This window comes from Helicobacter felistomachi (genome assembly GCF_030296895.1).
Lineage (GTDB): Bacteria > Campylobacterota > Campylobacteria > Campylobacterales > Helicobacteraceae > Helicobacter > Helicobacter felistomachi.
The window spans coordinates 736,177-757,457 of the sequence record NZ_AP028022.1; the positions used below are offsets into that span (position 1 = coordinate 736,177).

Consider the following 21,281-nt stretch of genomic DNA (forward strand, 5'->3'; position numbering starts at 1 on the left):
TCTTCCTTAGGCATTGATGCGCCCTTGTAGGCTTTCTAAGAGCACTTGCACGCTTTGTTCAATAGGTGATAAAAGGGGTTTGGGGTAAATCCCTAAAAATAGAATCGCTGCCACAAGTAGAGCTAAGACACTTTTTTCACTGCAAGTTAAGGGGCTTAGGGCTTTAGCTTTTTTGAGCGCATAGTGGCCTGAAGGCTCTGTGCCATAGAACACCTTTTTATACAGCACTAACATATAAATGGCAGAGAGGATGATCGTAGTTCCGGCCAAAAACGCCATGATGGGAGAGGCTTTAAAAAAGCCCAGCAGGCTTAAAAACTCGCCCACAAAGCCACTTGTAAGAGGCATGCCGACATTAGCCAACAAGAGCACCATAAAAAACGCCGCATAGCTTGGCATCAAATGCGCCACACCCCTAAAGGCGACTATTTTACTAGAGTTGTATCGATCAAATAAAATCCCCACCAAAATAAACAGTCCAGCACTGACTAGGCCATGCGAGAACATCGTAAAGACCGCGCCGCCCACGCCCTCCACATTGAGCGCATACAGCCCCAACACCGCCACGCCCATATGCGACATGGAGCTATAAGCGATCAATCTTTTCATCTCTTTTTGTGCGCTTGCCAATAGACCACCATAGACTACCATTAAAAGGGCCAACACGCTTAAGGGCAAAAAGTAGTGCAGCACCACATTAGGGAACAAAGGCAGCAAAAAGCGCACCATGCCATAAGTCCCCATTTTTAAAAGCAGGGCAGAGAGCACCGCTGAACCGACCACGGGGGCGTTGCCATAGGCATGGGGTAGCCAATTGTGGAAGGGGAAAATGGGGATTTTCACCGCAATGCCGACAAAAAAGGCGATGAAAACCCACAGGCGGGTTTGGGCAGGTAAGACCACATTGTTGAAGGTTTCTAGGTCAAAATTAAAGGGGGTGTCTAGGGCAAGGCTGCACGCATGGGCATAGTATAAAATAGCTAAGAGCATGAAAAGCGAGGCTAAAAAGGTGTAAAGGAAAAATTTAAGCCCTGAGTAGACTTTGGGCCCCACGCCATAACGCCCGATCATGTAGAGCACGGGCAAGAGCGACACCTCCCAAAAGACATAAAAGAAAATGAGGTTAAGGGAGACAAAAACCCCCATTAAAATCCCCTCTAAGAGCAAGATACAAATGAGCATGTCTTTAATGTGCTTACTGACATAAATGGCGAGCAGGAATAAAATGAAAGCGGTTAAAATGAGTAGAGTTAAAGAAATCCCATCCACGCCCACATGGTAGTTAATGCCCACTTGTTTGACAAGGTCGACAAACTCTTCAAATTGCATCACCCCCGTGTCCTTGTCAAACAGCACCCACAGCCCCACGACAAGGGCAAGCTCAAGGGCGGTTACAAAAACCCCATAGGGTTTTGCGTGCTTTTCACTTAAGCCAAAGAGGGGCAAACACGCCACAAGCGGGAAAAAGATCAGCACGCTCAAAAAGTGGTGGGGCAACAGTGCGTCCATATTAACTCCAAAAACTTAACATTGCTACAAGGATGATCGCCACCACCCCAAAAGCCATCAATCTCAATGCGCTGCTCAAATTCCCGCTTTGTAAGGGGCTTAGCATTTGCCCAATGAGCGTGGGGATTTTAGCGATGGTATCTACAAAGACATCGAGTGTGCGCACCTCAATTTTACGCCATATCCAAAAGGCAAGGTTCAAAAACGCCCGAGAAATGCTGCTGTATAGAGCGGGGATATAGTATTGGTTTAAGAGCAAGCGGTAGAAAAACCCACCCTCTTTGTTGGCAAAGCCCTTTTTGTATTTGAACACAGCGTAGGCAATGGAGAGCAAGACTCCGATAGTCGTGAGGGCCAATAAAAGCAATTTAGGCACGGGGTAATCGGCAAAAGAGGGCACGCTAATCGCCTGAGACACGAAGGCAAAAAACCCATGCTCAAAAAAGCCTGCCACTACGGCTAAAATGGCTAAGGGCAGCATCGCTACAAGCATAAAGCTAGGGGCTTCGTGGGGGTGCTCGATCGCATGCACTTTGGGAGCAAAGAACACGAGCATTAAGAGCCGAAAGCTGTAAAATGCCGTAAAAAGCGCCCCAATGAGTAGAGCCAAGAAGAGCCCATGGTGGCCTGTGGCAAAGGCAACTTCTAGGATTTTATCCTTAGAGAAAAAGCCGGCAAAAGGGTAGAGCCCACAAAGGGCTAAGGATGCGAGTCCCATTAAAATCGCCGTGGTTTTCATGGGCTTATACAACCCGCCCATTTTGCTAATGTCTAGCCCATCGTGCATGGCGTGCATGACATTACCTGCCCCCAAGAACAACAGGGCTTTAAAAAAGGCGTGGGTGAAAAGGTGAAACAGCGCGATCCAATACGCCCCAAGCCCTGCGCCCACGAACATGTAGCCCAGCTGTGAGAGGGTAGAATACGCCACCACCCGCTTTAAATCTTTATTCACCAATGCCATGCTTGCGCCAAACAACGCCACAAATGCTCCGAGGCACGCAACGGCGTAACCCAACTCAGGCAGTGCGCTATACAAAGGGTGCGCTCTAATCACCAAATACACCCCGGCGGTAACCATAGTGGCGGCGTGGATTAAAGCAGACACGGGCGTGGGCCCTTCCATGGCATTTGCCAGCCAAGTGTGTAAGGGGAATTGTGCGCTCTTACCCACCGCCCCCACAAAGAGCAAGAGCCCGATATAAAAGAGAATGTGGGGGTCAGCGTTGGCAATGTTGGCAAAAATCACGGAGTATTGCACCGAGCCAAAGGTCCATTGCACCAGCAAAATCCCCATGAGCATGCCTAAATCCGCGATGCGATTCATCACAAAGGCCTCAATGGAGGCGTTGTTGGCACTTGTCTTTTGATACCAAAAACCAATGAGTAAGTAAGAGCAAAGCCCCACGCCCTCCCAGCCCACAAACAGCCCTAAGAAATTATCGCTAAGCACCAACACGAGCATGGAAAAGACAAAGCCGGACAGATAGCTAAAGTAGCGGTTATAGCCTTTGTCGTGGTGCATATACCCGATAGAGTACACATGCACCAAAAAAGACACGAGCGTAACGACCACAATCATAACGGCACTGATGGAGTCCAGTCCAAAAGAAAACTTGACACTAAAGCCCCCAAGTGCCATCCAATCAAAGAGCACCGCCTGCACACTTTGGCCGTGTAGGCTCAAATTCAATAAATACAACGCCCCCAAAAAAGATAAGCCAAGTAGGCTAGAATTGACTACCCCCACTTGCAAGCTCTTCGGGCAAGTGCCAAAACAGCCCGCATAAAGAGCTCCTAGCAAGGGCAACAACAACACCGCCTCCAACACCACAGACGCACACATGCCAGCTTGCATACTAGCCCCTCATGTGTGCTAGGGTGTCGATGTCTAGGCTTTTGTGTTTTCTATGCCACAAAATCACAAGCCCTAGCCCCACCGCCACTTCAGCTGCCGCCACGGCGATCATAAACAAGGCGAACACCTGCCCGTCAATGTTTTTTAAAGAGTGGGCGATCGCCACAAAGGCGACATTGATGGCATTGAGCATGATTTCTGTGGAGAAAAAGAGCATTAAAATGTTCTTGCGCCGCAAAATGCCAAAGAGCCCCACGCTAAAGAGCAGAGCTGCAAAGACCAGATAATGTGCTAGGGTAACCATCAATTTTCCTTTGTAGGGCTTTTTTTAAGGGCACTTGCCATTGCCCCGACCAGGGCGACCAAGAGCATGAACGCCCCCACTTCAAAGGCGACCAGGTATTTTGTAAAGAGTACAAAGCCTATGAGCCTCGTGTTGGAAGTGTCTAAATCGGGATCTAAACTCTCTTGCAAATTGTGGGCGTAATGGGCGATAAAGGGTGCGCCTAAGAGAGCCACCAACACCACGGCTAAGGCAATGGCTAGGAGGGCGGGGATTTTGGGGGCGTGTTTGCGCTCTTGCACCTCTTCAGACGCATTTAAAAAGAGCATGCCAAAGGCATACATGACCACCACTGCGCCCACATAGACCAAAACTTGCACCACGCCCAAAAACTCGGCATCTAAGAGAAAGAAAAAGGCAGACACAAAAACCATCGCCGCGGCTAGGGAAGTCATGGCATATAAAATGTTCGTGGTGGTGACAACCACAAACGCCATGCCTAAAGTTAGGGCAGCAAAGACATAAAAGGCGATGGTTTCAAGCATGGCTGCCCTCCTTCTCTTGTTTCTCTTGCGCTTCTTTAGTCTCCCCTTTAGCCCCCTCCTTCACCTCTTTTGTCTCTTTGGCTTCTTTTGTTTCTTTAGCCCCCTCTGTTTTGCCCTCTTCTTTCCCTTCTTCTTTCTCGTCTTTTAGGGCGTAATCTAGGGGGGTTTGTTGCAGGCGATCGCTGGCGTTGTCGCTGGGCGCGCCAAAGCCGGCAAACTCTTTGTGGGTGTGATCTTTAGCACTCTGCACATCTGTTAAAAACTCCGCCTTGCCGCCAAATTGGGAGCGCTGCACGCTGCTGTTTTCAAAGCGCTGTCCCATCACAATGGCAAGCTCGGGGCACACCTCGGCACACAGCCCGCAATAAATGCACCGCCCTAAGTTAATGGTGTAGCTGTCGATGTATTTGCGCTCGTCCTCTGCTTTGTGCGTGATGATACGGATACAATTACTCGTGCAAATCTTTTCACACAGCCCACACCCGATACAGCGCTCATTGCCCGACTCCAAAAGCCTTTGCAAGTGGTGCACGGCTCTATATCTAGGGCTTAAGGGCAACACCTCCATAGGATAATGCATCGTAACCTCTTTACTAAAAAACTCTTTAATGGTCAGCCCCAAGCCTTTAAACAGCTCTAGCCCAAAGCTCGTTTTGAGCGTGTCTAAAAGTTTGGGGCTTGGCTTTTTAGGGTCTAGCCATTTATAGGTTTGTTTGCCCATGCACTCCTCCTAAATTAAGATGATAAGCCCGGTGGCTAGGATATTGACTAGGGCTAAAGGGAGCATGATTTTCCAGCACATGCGCATGAGTTGATCGGGGCGGACATGGGGAAAGGTCGCGCGCGCCCACATGGACAAGAACACAAAGAAACACACTTTAATTAAAATCGCAATGCCGCCCGGGATAAAGCCCCATGCGTTGTAGCCTCCAAAGAAAATTAAGGAGATGACAAAACAAAAGGCGAACAAGTGGGCGTATTCGGCTAAGAAAAACATGCCCCAACGCAAACCGCTATACTCCGTGCAAAAGCCGGCCACAATCTCGGCTTCGTGCTCGAGCAAGTCAAAGGGCGTGCGGTTCAACTCTGCGTAGCTAGAGATCAAGAACAAAAAGAACGCTAAGGGCTGCTTGAAGACAAGCCAGTGCAACATCCCGCCCTCTTGGTAGTGGTTGATTTCTACCAAAGACAAAGAGCCCACCACCATAATGGGGGCTAAAATCGTTAAGGTGCTCACCACCTCAAAGCTTAAGAGCTGAATGGTCGCTCTTGCCGCCCCGATTAAAGAATACTTGCTATTAGAGGCGAGCCCGGCTAAAAGGGGGGCGTAAATGCTCGCCGAGCCCACCGCCAAAAAGAACAATAACCCAACATTGATGTCCGAGATGATGGGCTTGATTGTGTGCCCGAAGATTTGAAAATCGCCAAAGAAAGGGATAGGTGCCATGCTCACAAACGCACTCACCATCGCGATGACAGGAGCGATAGAGAAAATCAAGCGGTTGGCGTGCTGTGGGATGATGTCTTCTTTAGTGAAAAGCTTGATCGCATCGGCGATCACTTGCAACAAGCCAAAGGGGCCGACATAAGTGGGGCCTAAACGCCTTTGAAAATAGGCTAAGACTTTGCGTTCCAAATAAGTCCCAAACGCCCCTAGCCCAGAAAAGACTAAGATCACTACAAGGATTTTAATGAGAGTTTCTACAATCTCGGCACTCATGCACGCTCCCATTCTAAGGTTTCAAAGGGAGCGCTAAACACCCCGCTAGTATCTAGGCTAGGGCTCACCATAAACACGCTGCTTTTTAGGCTGTGATCGATGTAAATTTTGCCCGTGAGTGTGTGCCCCTCTCTTCTTAGGCTAATGAGTGTGCCCTCTTCTAGCCCCAAACTCTCTAAATGTGCCTTAGAAGTGTAAATGCCCTCTTTGAGTTGTAGGTTTTGGCTCTTTAGGGTGTGGGTGTTGAACTGCGTCTCAGCAAATTGCAAATAGGCGTTGAATCCGCTGACATTCTCTAGGGGGCTAATAGGTTGGCTTGCCTCTTGTGGCGTGCTAGGCGTGCTTTTAAGTTTGTAGCCCCTGTGGTTGCTCTTGTCATTGGCGTAAAAATTTGTCAAATCGTCATAGGCTACGCCTAAAAAGCCCTTTTCTTGGGGCAATTCGTGGGTGTATTCGGCTAAAGTTTCGCCATAAAAGCCAAAGTGCTGCGCGATGTCGGCAAAATCTAGCCCCTCATAAGACAAAGCCGGGCGTAGGGGCAACACCCGTCCCTCTAAATTGGTCATGGTCGCCTCCATTTGGCTAAAACTGGGTAAAATAAAATCCACCGCATTTTGCGCCACTCCGTTTATATCCACACAATCGCTATCAAGCACAAAATCCCCTTTGGCACGCACCCCCACACTAGGGCCAGCGTGGCTGTCTTTTTCTAAGGTGCAAAGCGACACAATACCCAGCGCGTTGCTTGTGGGGGGGATTAAAAAGATTTTGAGTTTCTCTAACTGGCTTGCCTCTTGCAACATTAAGGCGATGTTGCGCGCTTTGGGGTGGGTGTAAATTTCAGGCCCGATCAAAAGAGCCACACTTGGGGCTTTCTCTAGCAAGGCCTTGATTTTCTCAAAGGTGGGGCTGTCTAACTTAGCGTTTTCAAGCATGGCATAGACAGGGGGCTTTTGCTCGGCTTTTTGTGCCTCTGCTTTAGCCTCGCCCTCTGTGTTCTCAGCGTTTTCTGTGGGCTCTGTAGGCTCGGGCTTAGGCTCAATAAGGGCACTCGCTTTTAAACTCTCTAAACTGGGGCTATTCACGCCCAAAGCCATGAGAAACGCCCCTAAAAGGATCTCTTCCGCCCCCACAGCGTGGTACACGGGCACCACGCTACGGCTCATTTTCTCTATTGCCATGTCTTCTAGGGGGTGGGCGTAGATCAAACTTGTGCCCTTATTCACCTTTAAAGCATTGGCTAGGGCGTATTTAAGTAGGGGGTTTTCATTTTTTAGTCTAGAGCCTAAAGAGAGCACACAGCTAGAGCTTTTTAAATCTTTTAAGTCGTGGGGCGTGGGGCTAAAAGTCTTTAAAAACTCTTGGTAGGCGTAAAGTTTATCATTGTGTAGACTAAAGCCACAAATGCGACGCATTTGCTCGAGCAAATAAGCCTCTTCATTGGTCATATCCCCCCCGACATACACCGCCTTTGCCTCTTTGAGCTTTTGCACGGCTTGCTCGATGTTGCTGCTGCCCTTTTTAGATGCTTTTAAATCAAAGGCAAAGCGCCCCGCCCCGCAGATGGGGTTGTGGTAAAAGTCGTTGCCGACTCTAAAAATGCGCTGCTCTTCGCCCAAAGTGTCAAAATGGCGCACTTCATAGTCGATCAAGCACCCGGCCGCGCAGTGCATGCAAGTCGAATCGATGTGTTTTAGCTCCCACGCATTGGCTTTATAGCTAAAATCTTTATAGACAATCGCCCCCACCGGGCAAACGGCGATGCACTCTCCACAATCAAAACAAGGCGTTGCGCCCACAAAGGCGATCATGCCCTTTTGTTTGCGACTCCACACGCTAAAAGGGTCTTTGGGCATGCTCTCTTTGAATTTGTCCGGGGCGTGTAAAGCCGCCTTGCTTGCCTTTAAATTGCTATCGCCAATGTTGTCGCTGCAGGTGGTCACACAGCGCTCGCACATGATGCATAAATTCGGGTCGTAGGAGGCTTGTGCCCAAAAGGCAAAGGGCTTGAGATTGTCGCGCACACTAAAGGGCTGGCGATCGACTAAGGTCCTATGCGTCATGTCTTGCAACTCGCACTCGCCGCTTTTATCGCACACGCCACACTCTAGGGGGTGATTGACATCGTAGGTTTGCATGATCATTTGGCGTTCAGCCACTAAAGCGGGAGTCATTGTGGCGACTTTGGTGTTGGCTTTGGGCTTGGTGTTGCACGCATACACCCTCTTGCCCTCCACCTCGACCATACACATTTTGCACGCCACCGTGGGCGCACACCCGCTTAGATAACAGATAGCCGGGATATACACGCCCGCACTGCGTGCCGCTTCTAAAATGGTCTGCCCTTCGCTAAACTCGACCTTTTGCCCGTCTATTTCTATGCTTGGCATGCGCTTGCCTTTTTCACCACTAAAGTCCAATCCACCCGATTAAAACGCAAAGAGTTCATCAAAATATCTCCCCTCTCTTTGATCGCCTCTGCGCTCTGCTCCACAATGTCAAAATCCACCACCTCAAACATAAAAATCACCACCTCTCCCGCGCTCACACTGCGATCTAAGATCTCGCCCATGCGTTTGAGCACCGCCTCGTTTTCTTTTAAAGGGCGTAGATCAAAGCGCCTCATCGATCCACCTCTCCAAAAACCGCATTGCTTGAGCCAATGACGGTAACCGCGTCCGCTAAATACTGCCCCACTAAAATATCTTGCATCGAGCCTATATGGAAAAAGCTGGGCGCACGGATTTTTAAGCGGTAAGGGTAGGGCTCGCCCTCTGAGTGGATGAAAAAGCCAAGCTCCCCTTTAGGCGACTCTGTGGGCGCGTACACCTCGCCTCTAGGTGGGCGCATGCCCTGAGTTACCAACACGAAATGTTGCATCAAAGCGTAATTTTGGGTCATGATGTCCTCTTTAGGCGCGCTAAAATACTGCGGGGCATGTGCCATGATTTGCGGCTCTGTGGGGGCGTACATGGGGATGAGCTGCTCTAAAATGCGTAAAGACTCTAGAATTTCTAGCATGTAAAGCTGGTAGCGATCGTAGCTGTCTCCATAATTGCCTACGGGAATGTCAAAATCTAACTCAGGATAAAGCTCATAAGGCTCTTCCTTGCGGACATCATAGGCGATGCCCGTGCCTCTTAACATGATCCCACTAGCTCCCCACGATTTGGCTTGCTCTTGGCTGATCGTGCCGACATTTTCTAGGCGGGCTTTCCAAATGCGGTTGCTATCTAGCAGCCCACTAACGAGCTTATGCATCTCGCGCACCTCTTTCATGAACGCTTTTAAGCCCTCTAGCCAGTTGGGCGGTAAATCTAACGGCACGCCGCCGATTCGAATCGCGTTGTGGGTGAGCCTTGCGCCGCAATAATCCTCCATCAAATCTAGCCCGTATTCACGGGTTTTAAAGCAGTATAAAAACACCGACATCGCGCCCACATCCAGCGCATGCACGCTCAAGAAAAAGACATGGGAGATCACACGGTTTAATTCCAACAAAAGCGTGCGGATCACCTGCGCGCGTCTAGGGATTGGTACACCTAGCAAGGTCTCCACCGCGTGGGCGAAGGCGTAGTTGTTGCTCGTAGAAGAAGTGTAGTCAAGGCGATCTGTGGTGGGCATGTATTCGTTATAGGTCATGTTCTCGCCCAGCTTTTCACAGCCGCGGTGCAAATAGCCGATCTCAGGCGTGGCTTTGGTGATCTTCTCTCCATCGAGCTCTAAAATTAGGCGCAACTGCCCGTGTGAAGAAGGGTGTTGGGGACCAAAGTTGATCACCATTTTGTGATCGTCCCTTTCAAAAAGGACATTTTCAAATTGCGGTTTGAGTTTGGTAAAAATCTGTGCCATTAGGGTCGCTCTTTGAGTTCTGTAGGGTCTTTGTCGTGTAAATCTTTGACAAAAAGGGACTTTTGGAAAGTGTATTTTTGTGGGTTGTCGGTGGCGGGCAGACCCTTATCCTTATCTTGCTCATGCCCAACTTTGGAGAAGTTAAAGGTGTCTTTGTCGTCGACTCTGGCGCTGTCCCTTTGCTCGGGACCTATGATTTCTCGATACTCTTTGCCAAAAATCTTATCCACTTCATACCACGCGGCGTGTTCATCGCCTTTAAGTGGGTAGGATTTTAAGAGCGGGTAACCCACCCAATCATCGGGCATTAAAATGCGCTTTAAGTGTGGGTGGTTTTCAAAGACAATCCCAAACATGTCGTAAGCTTCTCTCTCGCTCCACAGGGCGGATCTAAAAAGATGGCTCAGTGTGGGCGCGCGCTCCTCTTGTTTGAGTGTGGCTTTTAGGCGCACCCGGCGCTTGTTGGCATACCCGGGCAGGTAGGATAAGAATTGGTAGAACAGCTCAAACTCTTTGCGCTTTTCCAAAAAGTCGATCGCGCTCATTTCGCTTAAAGTTTCATAGCCCAAATTTTTTAACCTTTCAGCGACCTGTGCCACTTCTTGCACTTCTATGACAAACACCGCCGTGTCTATCTCTATAAAGCAATCGAGCACCTTGTGGTAATAGCTTAAATGGTTGTAAATCACCTCATAGGGCGAGCCGATGATGGGTGTTTTGGGCGTGGCGGGCACGACATAAAAGCGATCGGAGTAATGGACTTGCTTTTGGACATTGGCATTAGGGCGTTGCTTTCTAACCATGAGTTAAGCCTTTAGATCAAGCGTTTTTGGTTGTTTTCGGGCAGGGCTTTTTGGCGGCGGATTTTATCTTGTAAGACCATTAAGGCGTATTGCAAGGTTTCAGGGCGGGGCGCGCACCCGGGCAGGTAAATATCCACAGGGATCACCCGATCCACCCCTTGCACCGTGGCGTAAGTGTTAAACATCCCGCCTGTGTTTGCGCACGATCCCATCGAGATCACCCATTTAGGTTCGGGCATTTGATCGTAAAGCCTTCTTGTAAATTCGGCGTGCTTTTTGGTGAGGGTGCCCGCGATGATCATCACATCGGATTGTCTAGGCGAAGCCCTAAAGATCGTGCCAAAGCGATCGAAGTCAAAGCGCGAGCCCCCGGTCGCCATCATCTCAATCGCACAGCACGCCAGCCCGTAGGTGAGGGGCCAAAGCGAGTTGCTGCGCCCCCAGTTTAAAAGGCGATCTAGAGTTGTTAGGGCGATGGGTAGCCCCCCATTTTTTAGATAACTCACTGCATGCTGTGCCATTCTAACGCTCCTTTCTTTAGGGCATAAACAAAGCCCACAACCAACAAGCCGATAAAACTTAGCATTTCAAAAAAGCCCCAAAGGCCCAACTCTTTAAAGTCCAACGCCCAAGGGAACATAAAGACGATCTCCACATCGAAGAGAATAAACAAGACCGCCATCGCATAAAACTGGTGGCTCAAGCGGTTTTGCTGCTTGAGGCTCAACGGGCCGCACTCGTAGGCGGCGAGTTTCAACTTCTCGTTTTGCTTGCGCGCCAACTTGCGGCTAATGAATCGCTGTATCCGCAAGGTCCAATTAAAGACAAAAAAACTAAAGACCAATAAGACAAACACCCCGAAGTAAGGATGCTCGGCGACATCTTCTACGCCCACCGGTAACTCCCATTAACCAAGATAAACTAAGCATTAAACCCAACTATTAAAGCATAATTTCATTAATTAGAACTTTTGGCAAGGCCACAAATGGGGGTAAGTGTGTCGTTTTGTGCTATAATGCCCCTTTCTTGCCCCATATTTTGCGGTGCAAACCATTGCTAGGGACAGACATGTATGAAATCAGTAAAAAAATCTTAAATATCGTGGGGCGCACAAACGCCGCTTACCATCTCATCGGTGAGGGTGATAAGGTTTTAGTGGGCTTAAGTGGGGGCAAGGATTCGATCCTGCTCTCGTGCATTTTGGCGCGCATGCAAGCACACGCTCCCTTTAGTTTCAGCTTTAAGGCCGCCACCGTGCACTATGGGCTCAATGAAGATTTGGCGTGGCTCACCAAGCTGTGCCAAGAGCAAAATATCCCCCATGAGATTTTACACACCAACATCGCTAAAACCATTAGAGAAAAGCGCCGGGAGCAAAGCTCCTATTGCAGTTTCTGCTCGCGCATGCGCCGCGGCGTGCTTTACAACTATGCTTTAGAAAATGGCTTTAATAAACTCGCCATCGCCCACCACCTAGACGATGCCGTAGAAAGCTTTTTTATGAACTTTACTTACAATGGGAGCTTACGCAGCATGCCCCCCATTTACAAGGCAGAAAATGGGTTATTTGTGATCCGTCCGCTCATCCACATCAGAGAGCGCCAAAGCATCGACTTTGTGAAATCCCAAAACATCCCCACCGCCCCCGATTGCAACTGCCCTACCAAACAACCCGACTCGGACAAACCCCCCATCGCCAGGCTCGCAACTAAGAACTTTTTAAGAGAGATGGAGCGCACTAACCCCACGCTTTTCACTTCGCTTAAAAACGCCTTTTGCAACCTGCATGCCAACAGCTTTAGCGACCACGCCTTTTTAGACGCACAGGGAGCATGAATGGGACTTGATTTAATCGTTTTCTTGCTTTTTATGGCTCTAGCCCTTTTCATCGACTTTAAAGCGCACAGCCACGATCAGGTGATGGGGCTTAAAAGTGCCATAGGTTGGTCGCTTTTTTGGGTGGGCACGGCCCTGCTCTTTGCCCTCTATTTATACTGGCATGACGGTGCGGTGAGCGTGTCGCTCTTTTTAACGGGGTATGTGTTAGAAAAAGCCCTGTCCGTAGATAATCTCTTTGTCATGATGGCGATTTTTGCGTGGTTTAAAGTGCCCGAGATTTACCGCCACCGCGTGCTGTACTATGGCATCATCGGGGCAATTGTCTTTAGGCTCATCTTTGTGCTGGTGGGCAGCGGCCTTATGCATTTATCCGCCTATGTGGAAATTGTCTTTGGCTTGCTGGTGGGCTATAGCTGTGTGGTGATGGTGAAAAACCAAGAGAAAGAAGAGGATACGGGCGAGGAGGACTACTCCAAACATTTAGCCTACCGCTTGGTGTATAAATTTTTCCCCGTCTACCCTAAATTAGTTGGGCATGATTTTTTCATCAAAAAAGAGCAATTAAGCACCCTAGAGCGCAACTTAGAGGGGCAAGAGGCAAGCGCGCTACACCACCAAAGCGCCTTTGCTAAGGCCAAAATCATCGCCACGCCCTTATTTTTATGCCTAGCGGTGATTGAGCTGAGCGATGTCATGTTTGCCTTTGACAGCGTGCCGGCCGTGATTGCCGTGAGTAAAGAGCCCTTAATCATCTACAGCGCGATGATGTTTGCCATTTTAGGGCTTAGAAGTCTGTATTTTGTGCTTGAGGTGTTAAAGGAGCATTTGATCTATTTAGAAAAAAGTGTGATTGTGGTGTTGGCGTTCATTAGCTTAAAGCTCATTTTGGTCGCCACTAAACATCTCTTTGGTGTGGGCGTGGACATCAGCCCCACCATGAGCCTTTACATTGTGCTGGGCGTGCTGGGTGGGGGCGTGGGGCTTAGCTTACTTAAGGGCAAGGAAGAAAGCACGCCTAGCCCCCTAGAAAAGTTTCAAGCACCAAGCGCAGAAGCACCCAAACAAGGGATGGCGGGCTTGACAAGTGCCCGGTTAGAAAACTGCGAGCATAAACTGCAAGAGTTAGAGGATCGGGTCAGCAAACTTGAGGGGGGGCAAAATAAGCCTTAAATGGAGTCTTAAAATGGGCTTAAGGGTCTAAAAGTGGAGTCGATGGGGCTAAATTTTGCTAAAATATATTTTATTTCATACAATAAGGGGTTTGCTTGTTTAAAAGAATAGTTTATCAGATGCTGGGTTTGGGGGCTCTTTTTAGTTGCTTGCCCTTAGAGGCAGCCAAGGATGGCTGGTACGTGCAAGCGGGGGTGGATTATGCCCACGCAGCGGGGTCTTGGGCGCAACGCACCCCTAATTGGACTTCGACAAGCCCCTTTTCTGCCAACATGGGCGGGGTGGATTTTGTGGGGGCTATAAACAATTCTTTGGCAAAAAAAGACACTGGGGCGTGCGCTACTATGGACTCATCAGCCTACAAGGAGGGGGCTTTTCGCAAAAAGCGGGGTATAGATACCCCATACAGGGGCCCGTGGGCAATTTCTTTTATGGCGTGGGCATCGATGCGCTTTGGACCTTCTTCCACAACAGGGGCACGGAGATCGGTACTTTGTGGAGCATGGCTGTGGGGGGGACAGCTGGACTTTGGGAGCAGGCAAGGCAAATGATGTGTGCCTTACGCAAGTGCAAGCGGGGGGCACTTGTGTGAGCACAAACAATTACTATCTTAAACAATCCATCGGCAACCCCAATGCGACTTACTCCCCCACTTTTGTGCAATGGATGTTTAACTTTGGGATACGGGCGAACTTCGGGGCGCACAATGGCATGGAAGTGGGCTTTAGAGTCCCTACCATCAACGATCCCTACTACACAGAGGCTTTCAGGGGCTACAATCAAACCTATTCCTTTAGACGGGTGATTGACTTGTACGCCAACTATGTTTACAACTTTTAAGGGGAGTGGTGTTGAAACTTGTTCCCTCGCTGTTCTTGCCCTTAATCTTGTTCTCTTTCACCCACGCTAAGGAAGTCTACGATGCGCAAAAAATCGCTGCCTTGTTTTACCAACTCAATGGCGATGCTAAAAACCCGCATAAGAAAATCAACCACACCAAGGGCTTTTGCGCAAGCGGAGTCTTTGTGCCTAATGAGGACTCTAGGCTAGACATCCCCCTTTTAGAACAAAAAAGCATCCCCACAGAAGTGCGCTACTCCCTTGGCGGGGGCAACCCACACGCCAGCGATAAATCTAAATCGCGGGGCATGGCACTTAGGATTGGTAAAGACAGCGATTGGGTGATCGTGATGACAAATGCGCCTATCAATTTTGCTAAAAACCCCGAAGAGTTTGGCAAATTCTTGGAAATGCAAATCCCCAAAAATGGGCATGTCGATCAAGCCAAAATTAAAAAAGTTACTGAGGAAGTGGAAAGCTTTAGAAACTTCGCCCACTATATGGCAAGCATGGGGGTGAGCAAGAGTGTCGCCAACACCCGCTACTACTCCACGCACACTTTTTACTTCAAGGACAAGAACACGCAGCGTTTCTTGCCTGCCCGCTTTAGCTTTGTGCCTGTGGCAGGGGTGCATAATCTAACCCACGCTGAACTCAAGCGTGTGGGTAATGACTTTTTAGAAAAGGATTTTAAAGAAAAAGTCGCCCAAGCTCCCATTGTCTACAACATGGTTTTAGAGCTCGCCAATAAAAACGACCCCACAAACGACACGACCAAGTTATGGCATGGCAAGCACGAGGAAATCACCATCGGGCAACTTAAAGTGCAAACCTACAAGGGGCATGGGTGCAATGGCGAAGTGTTTATGCCGGGTATGTTGCCTAGTGGAGTAGAACCGCCCAAAGACCCGCTCTTTAACCTACGCAACGAAGTGTATTCGATCACCTTTTCTAAGCGGCAATGATGGGATTGGCGTGGCAAAATGCGCTTAGCTTCCATGTCTTTTTAATGGCGCTAGGTCCCGTGCTGTTTCTCTTAAACCTGGCCTTTTTGTGGCTCGCCAAAAACTACGCTTCTTTAAACAAAAAACTCTACTTCACCATGCCCATGGTCTTCATGTGGGTGGCAATGGCGTTTTTTAGCGGGGTGTTTTTGTGGGCGATGCAACGCTTTCACTTTTCGTGGAAGGTGGGGCTCATGGGGCTTGTGTTGACGGTGGTGTGTGGGGGCGAAATATGGCGGGTGCGTAAGCTCAAAATCGCGCGCACCAAAGAGCCGTTGATGCTTGCTTACATCCAATGGTGCAAGGGTCTGTATGGGCTAAACTTGCTCTTGTGCCTTGCCTTGTTTTTCTAATGCGCTTTGTTTACCACCCACAAGCGGGCACGCCCACTTTATGCCTAGAAGATCAGGCCTACACGCATATTTATCTCAGCCGCCGTACTTTGGGCACACAAGAGCTCATTTTACGTAATTTACAAGACGACAATGTCTATCTTTACAAACCTCTAAGCGTGCAAAAGCGCAAGGCAATTTTAGAACTCGTCAGCACACAAACCCAGCCTAAGCGTCCCACACAGGGCGCGCATTTAATTTGGGCGCTCATCAACACGAAAAACATAGAAAAGGTCCTGCCCTATTTAAACCAAATGGGGGTGGCTAAAATCAGCTTTTTTATGGGTGAATTTAGCCAAAGAAGTGAACGGCTGGATAAAAACAAATTAGAAAGATTTGGGCGGATTTTGATTTCTTCTTGTGAACAATGCGGACGCAGCGATTTGATGCCCTTAGAGGTGCTTCAAAACTTAAAAAGTGCGCTAGAGCTTTACCCACAAGCGGGGGTTTTAGACTTAGGCGGAAAGGCTGGAGGTTTAAACGCGCAACAAGGGATCATCATCGGCCCTGAAGGGGGGTTTAGTGCCCAAGAAAGAGAGCTATTTAAAGAGCGGGCGATCTTTAGCCCCTCTAACTTAGTGCTGACAAGTGAGGGCGCAGCGCTCTTTGGTGCTGCCTTAAGCCTTAAGCCGTAGGCTCAATTTAGTGCTTTGTGGGCTGTTTGGTGTGGCTTATGGGGTATTTAGTGCGGACTTAAGCATTGCTTGAGAGTGGGATTTAGGGGGAGTGCGCCTTTAGGCGGGGCTTGTGGATTCTGCAAGGTTAAGGCGTGGCCCAAAGAGCCACAGCTTTAAGGCCTAGAGAGAAAGTGCCCTTACATTCAACTCTTTGGGGCTGGGGAAAGTGCGGACAAAGATAATGTTGTTGGTGTCGCTGCAAACTTGCCCGGGTGCGGCGGCTTTGCCATGGCAGGGGGCGATCTTAAACTCTCTATGCAAGTTGTCAATTTGGATGCTGAATTGATGGCTTTTGTTGTCCACGCGCCCCAAATACACGATGTTAGGGAACACATTAGAACTTCTCGTGTCGGCGGCAGTGCTGGCTTTGTTGGTTGCATGCAAAATAGAGCCCCCTAGGCTGGCAGCCAACCCCCCGTATCCGGGTGCAAGATTTCCAGCTGTTTTAAGAGCCTCTTCTGTACCGGTTTTTAAAATGGCCGAAGCGATGGCTCTGTGTTTGATCGCAGGGAGGGTGGCTTGGTATTCTTTTTGGAAGATGATGGCAAAGTTAGACAACACGCCCATGTTTTCACTCTTGCCATTTTCTACGATTTTAAAGCTGTTGTGGAAATCTTGCCCATCTTGGAGGGTGGGGAGGGCAAAGTTGAGTGAGGGGATTTTATATTCTTGTAAAGTGGGTTGCATGCCATCTTCCACAATCACCCATGTGTATTTTTCACGGCTGTGGTGTATGAGGTTTTTCAAATCCTCGCCCACGATTTTGTTACGGCTCACCCCATAGACCTCTTTTAATTCGTCAATAGCCTTGCTATCGTCCCCATTGTTGGCAAAGAACAGACCACCCACATAATTGACAAGGGGATTGACAAAACCATTATAAGCACTAAAGCGCTCTAAATTCGAAAAACGGCTTTTAAGCTCGCTGTCTAGACTCGATGTTCCAGCCACCATTTTGTCTGCCATGGAGGCGTTTTTTTGTCTGGCTTTTTGAAACTCAGCCTCAGCTTTCGCCAACTCTTTATTGTAGGCATCTTTAATGCGGCGCTCTCTGTCGATGGTGCGGTTAAACTCCACCCTTGCGTCTTGTTTACTGCCTAAGAATGCATAATCTAGGGCCATGTAGTAGTTGGTGAGAACCCACTCATACATATGTCCTTCATAGGGGACATTCATCGCTGAACCATAAGTGGCCGCCCCGACTTTATCAATGCCCTTTTCCATAGCTTTAAAGTTCGTATCAAAGGTCTTGTTCGCCTTGTCTAGGGTGTCTAGAGACACTCGATACTGAGCCATCATGAAAGCGTTCACCCCACTTTCTAAATTCCACAAGGGCGCGTCTTTTTGTTTCTTGTCTTCGGCCAAAGCACTTTTAGACACTTGGTCGGCTCGTTGGTGGTTTTTGGCGTAATAGGCTTGTTGGAACTGGCTTAACTCCCCACGGCTCGCCGTGTGCGCACACCCCACTAAGATCAAACCCGCCACAGCCACACTGCCATAACTCAACAATCTAAACATACATTCCCTTTTCTCAAAAATAAATACCAATTTTACTTGAGAAAAACTGGGGAAAACTTAAAATATTCCCCCCCCCCAGTCAATAAATGCCGCTCTGCGCGCCCTTTCTAAAGCCCACGGACAGCTCTATGATTTGCTCTTCGCTGGTTTGCAGGGCATCGTATTTGACGATGATCGTGTTTTGGCTCTCATTAATATACCACTCAATGATCCCCACTTGTGTTTCAATAGTTTTAAATTTCTCCCGGTCGAAAGCATCCAAAGGGAAGTAGACATTTTTTTGGCGGCTAGGATTACTTAGCAGGCTTACAAGCCCCAACCACAGCACACACACCACGACCACAAGGATCGCCACCTTCTCCACGCCTAAATAAGTGTAACCCATCCCACCCAACATTCCCCCCACAAACGACCCTACATAGCCATACGAAACAAACATGCCAAGCACTAGCCCTCTTTGGTGTGCCTTAGCAAATTTGCTCGCCAAAGATTGCATGATCGGCTCAAGCGTGCCAAAGCCGGCAAAAAAGCACATGATCCCTGCAAGAAAGAGCCAAGTTGTGGGCGAGTTTGCATGTCTGTCGGCATAAGCCAAGCACGCATAGGCGAGCAAGAACAAGAACACCCCGCTTAAAAGCACGCCCTTAGCTTTGTGGAACTTTTCAGCGATGATCGCCGCAGGGGCCATGCTCACCATGCCAAGGGCTGCACCCGCGGTGTAGATTTTCCAAAGCACTCCCTTATCCATTTTAAACTCATGCACCAAGGCTAGGGGGATCAAGACAAAAATCAAGGTCATCAAGCACTTTTCAAAGAAAGAGCAACTATTGATGATAAAAATATCCTTGTTTTTTAAAGCGTCTAGCAAGCGGGGCTTTTCTTTGAGCGTGTAGATGATTTTAGGCGGTTCGGGGACTTTAAATGCCATTAAGAGCATGGAGGCTAGAGTCAAAAGAGTGGTTAACATAAAGAGCCACTGCACCCCAAAGCGCATGCCAATGCTAGGGCCTATCACCATCGCCGCTGTGAAGCTAAAAAAAATCCCCGCCCCCATCATCGCCATCGCGTGGGTGCGCTTTTCTTCTTCCACAAGGTCGGCGATCATGGCGCTAAGCACCCCTCCCATCGCCCCCATGCCCTGAATCAAACGCCCGATGACAAGGGTTTGGATATTGTGCGCGATAAAGCACAGAAAAGAGCCCACCACAAAGACCCCCAGACACCACAGCACGACCTTTTTACGGCTATACTTGTCGCTTAAAATCCCGATCGGAGTTTGGCATAAAATTTGGGTGAGATACGCCCCCCCCACCGCTAGGCCCATCATCGCCGCTGAAGCCTTGAAGCTCACGGCGTATAAAGAGATCACGGGCAAAACAATAAACAGCCCTAAAAAACGCAGGGAGGACACAAACACGAGGGGGAGAATCTTTTGCAACATTGGGCTACCTTTGTGGCTCTTTAGAGCCCCGCTTAAAAACTTCGTGGCACGCCTGTTTGTCGTGGTGCAACACGCAAGACTCTTGCAATTTCCTCAAGTCTTGGGCGCGTTTTTCTTCTTGCGCCTGTTGGACCTGGTGCATTTGGTAGGTGTAAACCCCATAAAAGGCCAACCCCGACACGACAATAAACAACAAATCACCCCGTTTCACTTTGGGGCAGAACTTGCACGCCATCGCTTTTCTTTTTGCTAGGCTTATAACACACTTTCATTTAAGGTAGTATAATAAGGATTTATCCCCTTTTTGGAGTTTGTCATGCTCGCCAAGTTGGCAAAGTTGATCACCACCCCCCTAGACTTCATCACCCGCTATTTCAAGGCGGTTGTCTTGATCTTGATTGTGCTGTTTGTGTTTATGAGTAAAGAGAGCACACAGACCCCCCCGCCTAATCTAGCCAAAATTTATCTCTATGGGCCTATTTTTGAGAGCGAAACCTTAAGGGCACAAGTCAAACAAGTGTTGGCAAATCCAAGCGTCAAGGGCGTGTTGTTACTCATCGACTCGCCCGGGGGGAGCATTAGCGCAAGCGTAGAACTCAACGACATGATCGCCGAGCTTCGGCAAAAACTGCCTGTGGTGGCTTACGTGCAGGGGGTGATGGCAAGCGGGAGCTATTACGCAGGGATGGCAGCCAATGCGATTTATGCCAATCGGGGTGCGCTCATCGGCTCTATTGGGGTGATCTTTAGCAGTGTGAATATCCAAGCCCTCATGGATAAACTGGGGATCAAAGCGCAGGGGCTGGCTAAGGGGGCGTATAAAGAGGTGGGGACTTTTACAAGGGCGTGGACGGACAAAGAAAAGCAATACCTAGAGCGTTTATTGGATCAAGAATATCAAATGTTCGTGGGCGATGTGGCTAAGGCACGCAAGTTAGACCCCACCCACGCCCCCGATTTTGCTGAGGGCAAAATCTTTAACGCTAAAGAAGCCCTAGATTTGCACCTCATAGACCACATAGGCACTTACAACCAAGCCATTAAAGCCTTGCAGACAATGGCGCATGTCAAAAATCCCCTGTGGCTGCAAAGAGACCGCCTCGATCGATTGATGGATAAACTCTTGCAATCCAGTGCCCAAATTGTGGGGCGGTATTTGGGAGTGGGGCTTCGTTAGCCAAACTTAAGTTATAATCTGGGGTTTTATCCACACAAAAGGATGGCTATGGCTGCAATTTACCCCTATGTTCTCATCATCCACCTCTTTAGTGCCGTGATCTTCCTGGGCTACTTGTTCTTTGATGTGGTGATTTTGCCCAATGTCAAAAAGCTTTATGGTGATGAGATTGCCAACAAGGCAGAGCAGGGGATCGGCCAGCGGGCAGTGAAAATCATGCCCATTTGCGTGTTGTTGCTCTTGATTACGGGGGGGATGATGGTGAGCCAGTACATTGGGGGGATAAGGGGTATTTGCAAACGCCTTTTCAAAAGGTGCTTATGTTGAAACTTCTTTTTGCTGGGGGGATTTTTGTGATGGTGGCAATTGCGCTCACTTGTAAATTTTTAAACAGAAAAAACCCTATTGGAAGCATCATCCACCCCACTGCGTTGATTCTAGGCGCTCTCATCATTGTGTGCGCTAAACTCATGTGGTATGTCTGATGTGCCCTCTTTACACGGCTCTACCCCCCCATTATTTAAATTTGAGCGTGTGGCATTCTTTCTTGAGGCAGTTTTAAACGGCGTGGGCGGCGTTTGAAGAGGGGAGCTGAAAGGAAGTTTGTGGAAAACGAGCATTTAGAACGGGGCATTAAGGTACGCCAGTTGTTG

The 21,281-nt window shown here is 48.9% G+C and carries 23 protein-coding genes and 1 pseudogene; 9 read left to right on the forward strand and 15 right to left on the reverse strand.

Annotation, left to right across the window (positions count from 1 at the left end; genetic code table 11):
• Positions 1–6: 6 nt before the first annotated feature.
• The 12 genes from QUE23_RS03800 to QUE23_RS03855 are packed head-to-tail and all read right to left on the reverse strand — an operon-like array spanning position 7 to position 11,465.
• Positions 7–1,509: a complex I subunit 4 family protein gene (locus QUE23_RS03800; RefSeq protein WP_286349281.1), complete on the reverse strand. Its 1,503-nt coding sequence runs from the start codon at positions 1,507–1,509 to the stop codon at positions 7–9.
• Between the two features lies 1 nt (position 1,510).
• Positions 1,511–3,355: an NADH-quinone oxidoreductase subunit L gene (nuoL, locus tag QUE23_RS03805; protein WP_286349407.1), complete on the reverse strand. Its 1,845-nt coding sequence runs from the start codon at positions 3,353–3,355 to the stop codon at positions 1,511–1,513.
• A gap of 13 nt (positions 3,356–3,368) precedes the next feature.
• Positions 3,369–3,671, reverse strand: a complete 303-nt coding sequence (nuoK, locus tag QUE23_RS03810) for an NADH-quinone oxidoreductase subunit NuoK (RefSeq protein WP_104691110.1) — start codon at positions 3,669–3,671, stop codon at positions 3,369–3,371.
• A complete protein-coding gene (locus QUE23_RS03815; protein ID WP_286349282.1) occupies positions 3,671–4,195 on the reverse strand; it encodes an NADH-quinone oxidoreductase subunit J in 525 nt (174 codons plus the stop codon). Before QUE23_RS03815 ends, nuoK begins: the two co-directional genes overlap by 1 nt.
• The gene (gene nuoI / locus QUE23_RS03820) at positions 4,188–4,916 is read right to left on the reverse strand and encodes an NADH-quinone oxidoreductase subunit NuoI (protein ID WP_286349283.1); all 729 of its coding nucleotides are present in this window, start codon (positions 4,914–4,916) and stop codon (positions 4,188–4,190) included. The genes QUE23_RS03815 and nuoI overlap by 8 nt, the downstream gene beginning before the upstream one ends.
• A 9-nt stretch (positions 4,917–4,925) precedes the next feature.
• The gene (nuoH, locus tag QUE23_RS03825; RefSeq protein WP_286349284.1) at positions 4,926–5,915 is read right to left on the reverse strand and encodes an NADH-quinone oxidoreductase subunit NuoH; all 990 of its coding nucleotides are present in this window, start codon (positions 5,913–5,915) and stop codon (positions 4,926–4,928) included.
• Entirely contained in the window at positions 5,912–8,305 is a 2,394-nt protein-coding gene (locus tag QUE23_RS03830; protein WP_286349285.1) for an NADH-quinone oxidoreductase subunit G, read from the reverse strand. The genes nuoH and QUE23_RS03830 overlap by 4 nt, the downstream gene beginning before the upstream one ends.
• Positions 8,293–8,541 (reverse strand): NADH-ubiquinone oxidoreductase subunit E family protein, encoded by a 249-nt coding sequence (locus QUE23_RS03835; protein WP_286349286.1) that lies wholly within the window; start codon positions 8,539–8,541, stop codon positions 8,293–8,295. Before QUE23_RS03835 ends, QUE23_RS03830 begins: the two co-directional genes overlap by 13 nt.
• Positions 8,538–9,767, reverse strand: coding sequence for an NADH dehydrogenase (quinone) subunit D (nuoD, locus tag QUE23_RS03840; protein WP_286349287.1), 1,230 nt, complete (start codon positions 9,765–9,767; stop codon positions 8,538–8,540). Before nuoD ends, QUE23_RS03835 begins: the two co-directional genes overlap by 4 nt.
• Positions 9,767–10,570, reverse strand: a complete 804-nt coding sequence (locus QUE23_RS03845; RefSeq protein WP_286349288.1) for an NADH-quinone oxidoreductase subunit C — start codon at positions 10,568–10,570, stop codon at positions 9,767–9,769. Before QUE23_RS03845 ends, nuoD begins: the two co-directional genes overlap by 1 nt.
• Before the next feature lie 11 nt (positions 10,571–10,581).
• Entirely contained in the window at positions 10,582–11,091 is a 510-nt protein-coding gene (locus QUE23_RS03850) for a NuoB/complex I 20 kDa subunit family protein (RefSeq protein ID WP_053940615.1), read from the reverse strand.
• Positions 11,073–11,465 carry an NAD(P)H-quinone oxidoreductase subunit 3 gene (locus QUE23_RS03855; RefSeq protein ID WP_286349289.1) on the reverse strand — a complete coding sequence of 131 codons (393 nt, stop codon included), beginning with the start codon at positions 11,463–11,465 and terminating at the stop codon, positions 11,073–11,075. The genes QUE23_RS03850 and QUE23_RS03855 overlap by 19 nt, the downstream gene beginning before the upstream one ends.
• A gap of 173 nt (positions 11,466–11,638) precedes the next feature.
• Between QUE23_RS03855 and QUE23_RS03860 the strand changes: the two genes are divergently transcribed.
• The 7 genes from QUE23_RS03860 (at position 11,639) to QUE23_RS03890 (ending at position 16,450) form a co-directional block, all read left to right on the forward strand.
• Positions 11,639–12,406, forward strand: a complete 768-nt coding sequence (locus QUE23_RS03860) for a PP-loop family protein (RefSeq protein WP_286349290.1) — start codon at positions 11,639–11,641, stop codon at positions 12,404–12,406.
• Entirely contained in the window at positions 12,407–13,579 is a 1,173-nt protein-coding gene (locus QUE23_RS03865; RefSeq protein WP_286349291.1) for a TerC/Alx family metal homeostasis membrane protein, read from the forward strand.
• Between the two features lie 241 nt (positions 13,580–13,820).
• Positions 13,821–14,171: an outer membrane beta-barrel protein gene (locus QUE23_RS03870; RefSeq protein WP_286349292.1), complete on the forward strand. Its 351-nt coding sequence runs from the start codon at positions 13,821–13,823 to the stop codon at positions 14,169–14,171.
• Positions 14,168–14,419: an outer membrane beta-barrel protein gene (locus QUE23_RS03875; protein WP_286349293.1), complete on the forward strand. Its 252-nt coding sequence runs from the start codon at positions 14,168–14,170 to the stop codon at positions 14,417–14,419. Before QUE23_RS03870 ends, QUE23_RS03875 begins: the two co-directional genes overlap by 4 nt.
• Before the next feature lie 8 nt (positions 14,420–14,427).
• Positions 14,428–15,384, forward strand: a complete 957-nt coding sequence (locus QUE23_RS03880) for a catalase family peroxidase (RefSeq protein WP_434802004.1) — start codon at positions 14,428–14,430, stop codon at positions 15,382–15,384.
• Positions 15,384–15,776, forward strand: a complete 393-nt coding sequence (locus QUE23_RS03885) for a hypothetical protein (protein WP_286349294.1) — start codon at positions 15,384–15,386, stop codon at positions 15,774–15,776. The genes QUE23_RS03880 and QUE23_RS03885 overlap by 1 nt, the downstream gene beginning before the upstream one ends.
• Positions 15,776–16,450: a 16S rRNA (uracil(1498)-N(3))-methyltransferase gene (locus tag QUE23_RS03890; RefSeq protein WP_286349295.1), complete on the forward strand. Its 675-nt coding sequence runs from the start codon at positions 15,776–15,778 to the stop codon at positions 16,448–16,450. The genes QUE23_RS03885 and QUE23_RS03890 overlap by 1 nt, the downstream gene beginning before the upstream one ends.
• Before the next feature lie 162 nt (positions 16,451–16,612).
• Here the strand turns inward: QUE23_RS03890 and QUE23_RS03895 are convergent, their stop codons facing one another.
• From QUE23_RS03895 to QUE23_RS03905, 3 genes are all read right to left on the reverse strand, one after another.
• The gene (locus QUE23_RS03895; RefSeq protein WP_286349296.1) at positions 16,613–18,010 is read right to left on the reverse strand and encodes a COG3014 family protein; all 1,398 of its coding nucleotides are present in this window, start codon (positions 18,008–18,010) and stop codon (positions 16,613–16,615) included.
• Positions 18,011–18,089: 79 nt separating this feature from the next.
• Positions 18,090–19,451 carry an MFS transporter gene (locus tag QUE23_RS03900; RefSeq protein WP_286349297.1) on the reverse strand — a complete coding sequence of 454 codons (1,362 nt, stop codon included), beginning with the start codon at positions 19,449–19,451 and terminating at the stop codon, positions 18,090–18,092.
• 4 nt (positions 19,452–19,455) lie between these two features.
• A complete protein-coding gene (locus tag QUE23_RS03905) occupies positions 19,456–19,686 on the reverse strand; it encodes a hypothetical protein (RefSeq protein ID WP_286349298.1) in 231 nt (76 codons plus the stop codon).
• An 81-nt stretch (positions 19,687–19,767) separates the two neighbouring features.
• On the opposite strand from QUE23_RS03905, the gene sppA reads away from it, so the two are divergent.
• Both sppA and QUE23_RS03915 read left to right on the forward strand, forming a co-directional pair.
• Positions 19,768–20,628: a signal peptide peptidase SppA gene (gene sppA / locus QUE23_RS03910; RefSeq protein ID WP_286349409.1), complete on the forward strand. Its 861-nt coding sequence runs from the start codon at positions 19,768–19,770 to the stop codon at positions 20,626–20,628.
• Between the two features lie 48 nt (positions 20,629–20,676).
• A pseudogene (locus tag QUE23_RS03915) lies at positions 20,677–21,113 on the forward strand (copper resistance protein CopD).
• Positions 21,114–21,281: the final 168 nt, after the last annotated feature.

Bases quoted from the DNA above. Each gene is read 5' to 3' on its own strand.
- nuoD (WP_286349287.1), bottom strand. From the start codon at position 9,767: ATGGCACAGATTTTTACCAAACTCAAACCGCAATTTGAAAATGTCCTT.
- QUE23_RS03845 (WP_286349288.1), bottom strand. From the start codon at position 10,570: ATGGTTAGAAAGCAACGCCCTAATGCCAATGTCCAAAAGCAAGTCCAT.
- QUE23_RS03860 (WP_286349290.1), top strand. From the start codon at position 11,639: ATGTATGAAATCAGTAAAAAAATCTTAAATATCGTGGGGCGCACAAAC.
- QUE23_RS03850 (WP_053940615.1), bottom strand. From the start codon at position 11,091: ATGGCACAGCATGCAGTGAGTTATCTAAAAAATGGGGGGCTACCCATC.
- sppA (WP_286349409.1), top strand. From the start codon at position 19,768: ATGCTCGCCAAGTTGGCAAAGTTGATCACCACCCCCCTAGACTTCATC.
- QUE23_RS03885 (WP_286349294.1), top strand. From the start codon at position 15,384: ATGGGATTGGCGTGGCAAAATGCGCTTAGCTTCCATGTCTTTTTAATG.
- nuoI (WP_286349283.1), bottom strand. From the start codon at position 4,916: ATGGGCAAACAAACCTATAAATGGCTAGACCCTAAAAAGCCAAGCCCC.
- nuoH (WP_286349284.1), bottom strand. From the start codon at position 5,915: ATGAGTGCCGAGATTGTAGAAACTCTCATTAAAATCCTTGTAGTGATC.
- QUE23_RS03815 (WP_286349282.1), bottom strand. From the start codon at position 4,195: ATGCTTGAAACCATCGCCTTTTATGTCTTTGCTGCCCTAACTTTAGGC.
- nuoL (WP_286349407.1), bottom strand. From the start codon at position 3,355: ATGTGTGCGTCTGTGGTGTTGGAGGCGGTGTTGTTGTTGCCCTTGCTA.
- QUE23_RS03830 (WP_286349285.1), bottom strand. From the start codon at position 8,305: ATGCCAAGCATAGAAATAGACGGGCAAAAGGTCGAGTTTAGCGAAGGG.
- QUE23_RS03905 (WP_286349298.1), bottom strand. From the start codon at position 19,686: ATGGCGTGCAAGTTCTGCCCCAAAGTGAAACGGGGTGATTTGTTGTTT.
- nuoK (WP_104691110.1), bottom strand. From the start codon at position 3,671: ATGGTTACCCTAGCACATTATCTGGTCTTTGCAGCTCTGCTCTTTAGC.
- QUE23_RS03865 (WP_286349291.1), top strand. From the start codon at position 12,407: ATGGGACTTGATTTAATCGTTTTCTTGCTTTTTATGGCTCTAGCCCTT.
- QUE23_RS03895 (WP_286349296.1), bottom strand. From the start codon at position 18,010: ATGTTTAGATTGTTGAGTTATGGCAGTGTGGCTGTGGCGGGTTTGATC.
- QUE23_RS03835 (WP_286349286.1), bottom strand. From the start codon at position 8,541: ATGAGGCGCTTTGATCTACGCCCTTTAAAAGAAAACGAGGCGGTGCTC.
- QUE23_RS03800 (WP_286349281.1), bottom strand. From the start codon at position 1,509: ATGGACGCACTGTTGCCCCACCACTTTTTGAGCGTGCTGATCTTTTTC.
- QUE23_RS03900 (WP_286349297.1), bottom strand. From the start codon at position 19,451: ATGTTGCAAAAGATTCTCCCCCTCGTGTTTGTGTCCTCCCTGCGTTTT.
- QUE23_RS03890 (WP_286349295.1), top strand. From the start codon at position 15,776: ATGCGCTTTGTTTACCACCCACAAGCGGGCACGCCCACTTTATGCCTA.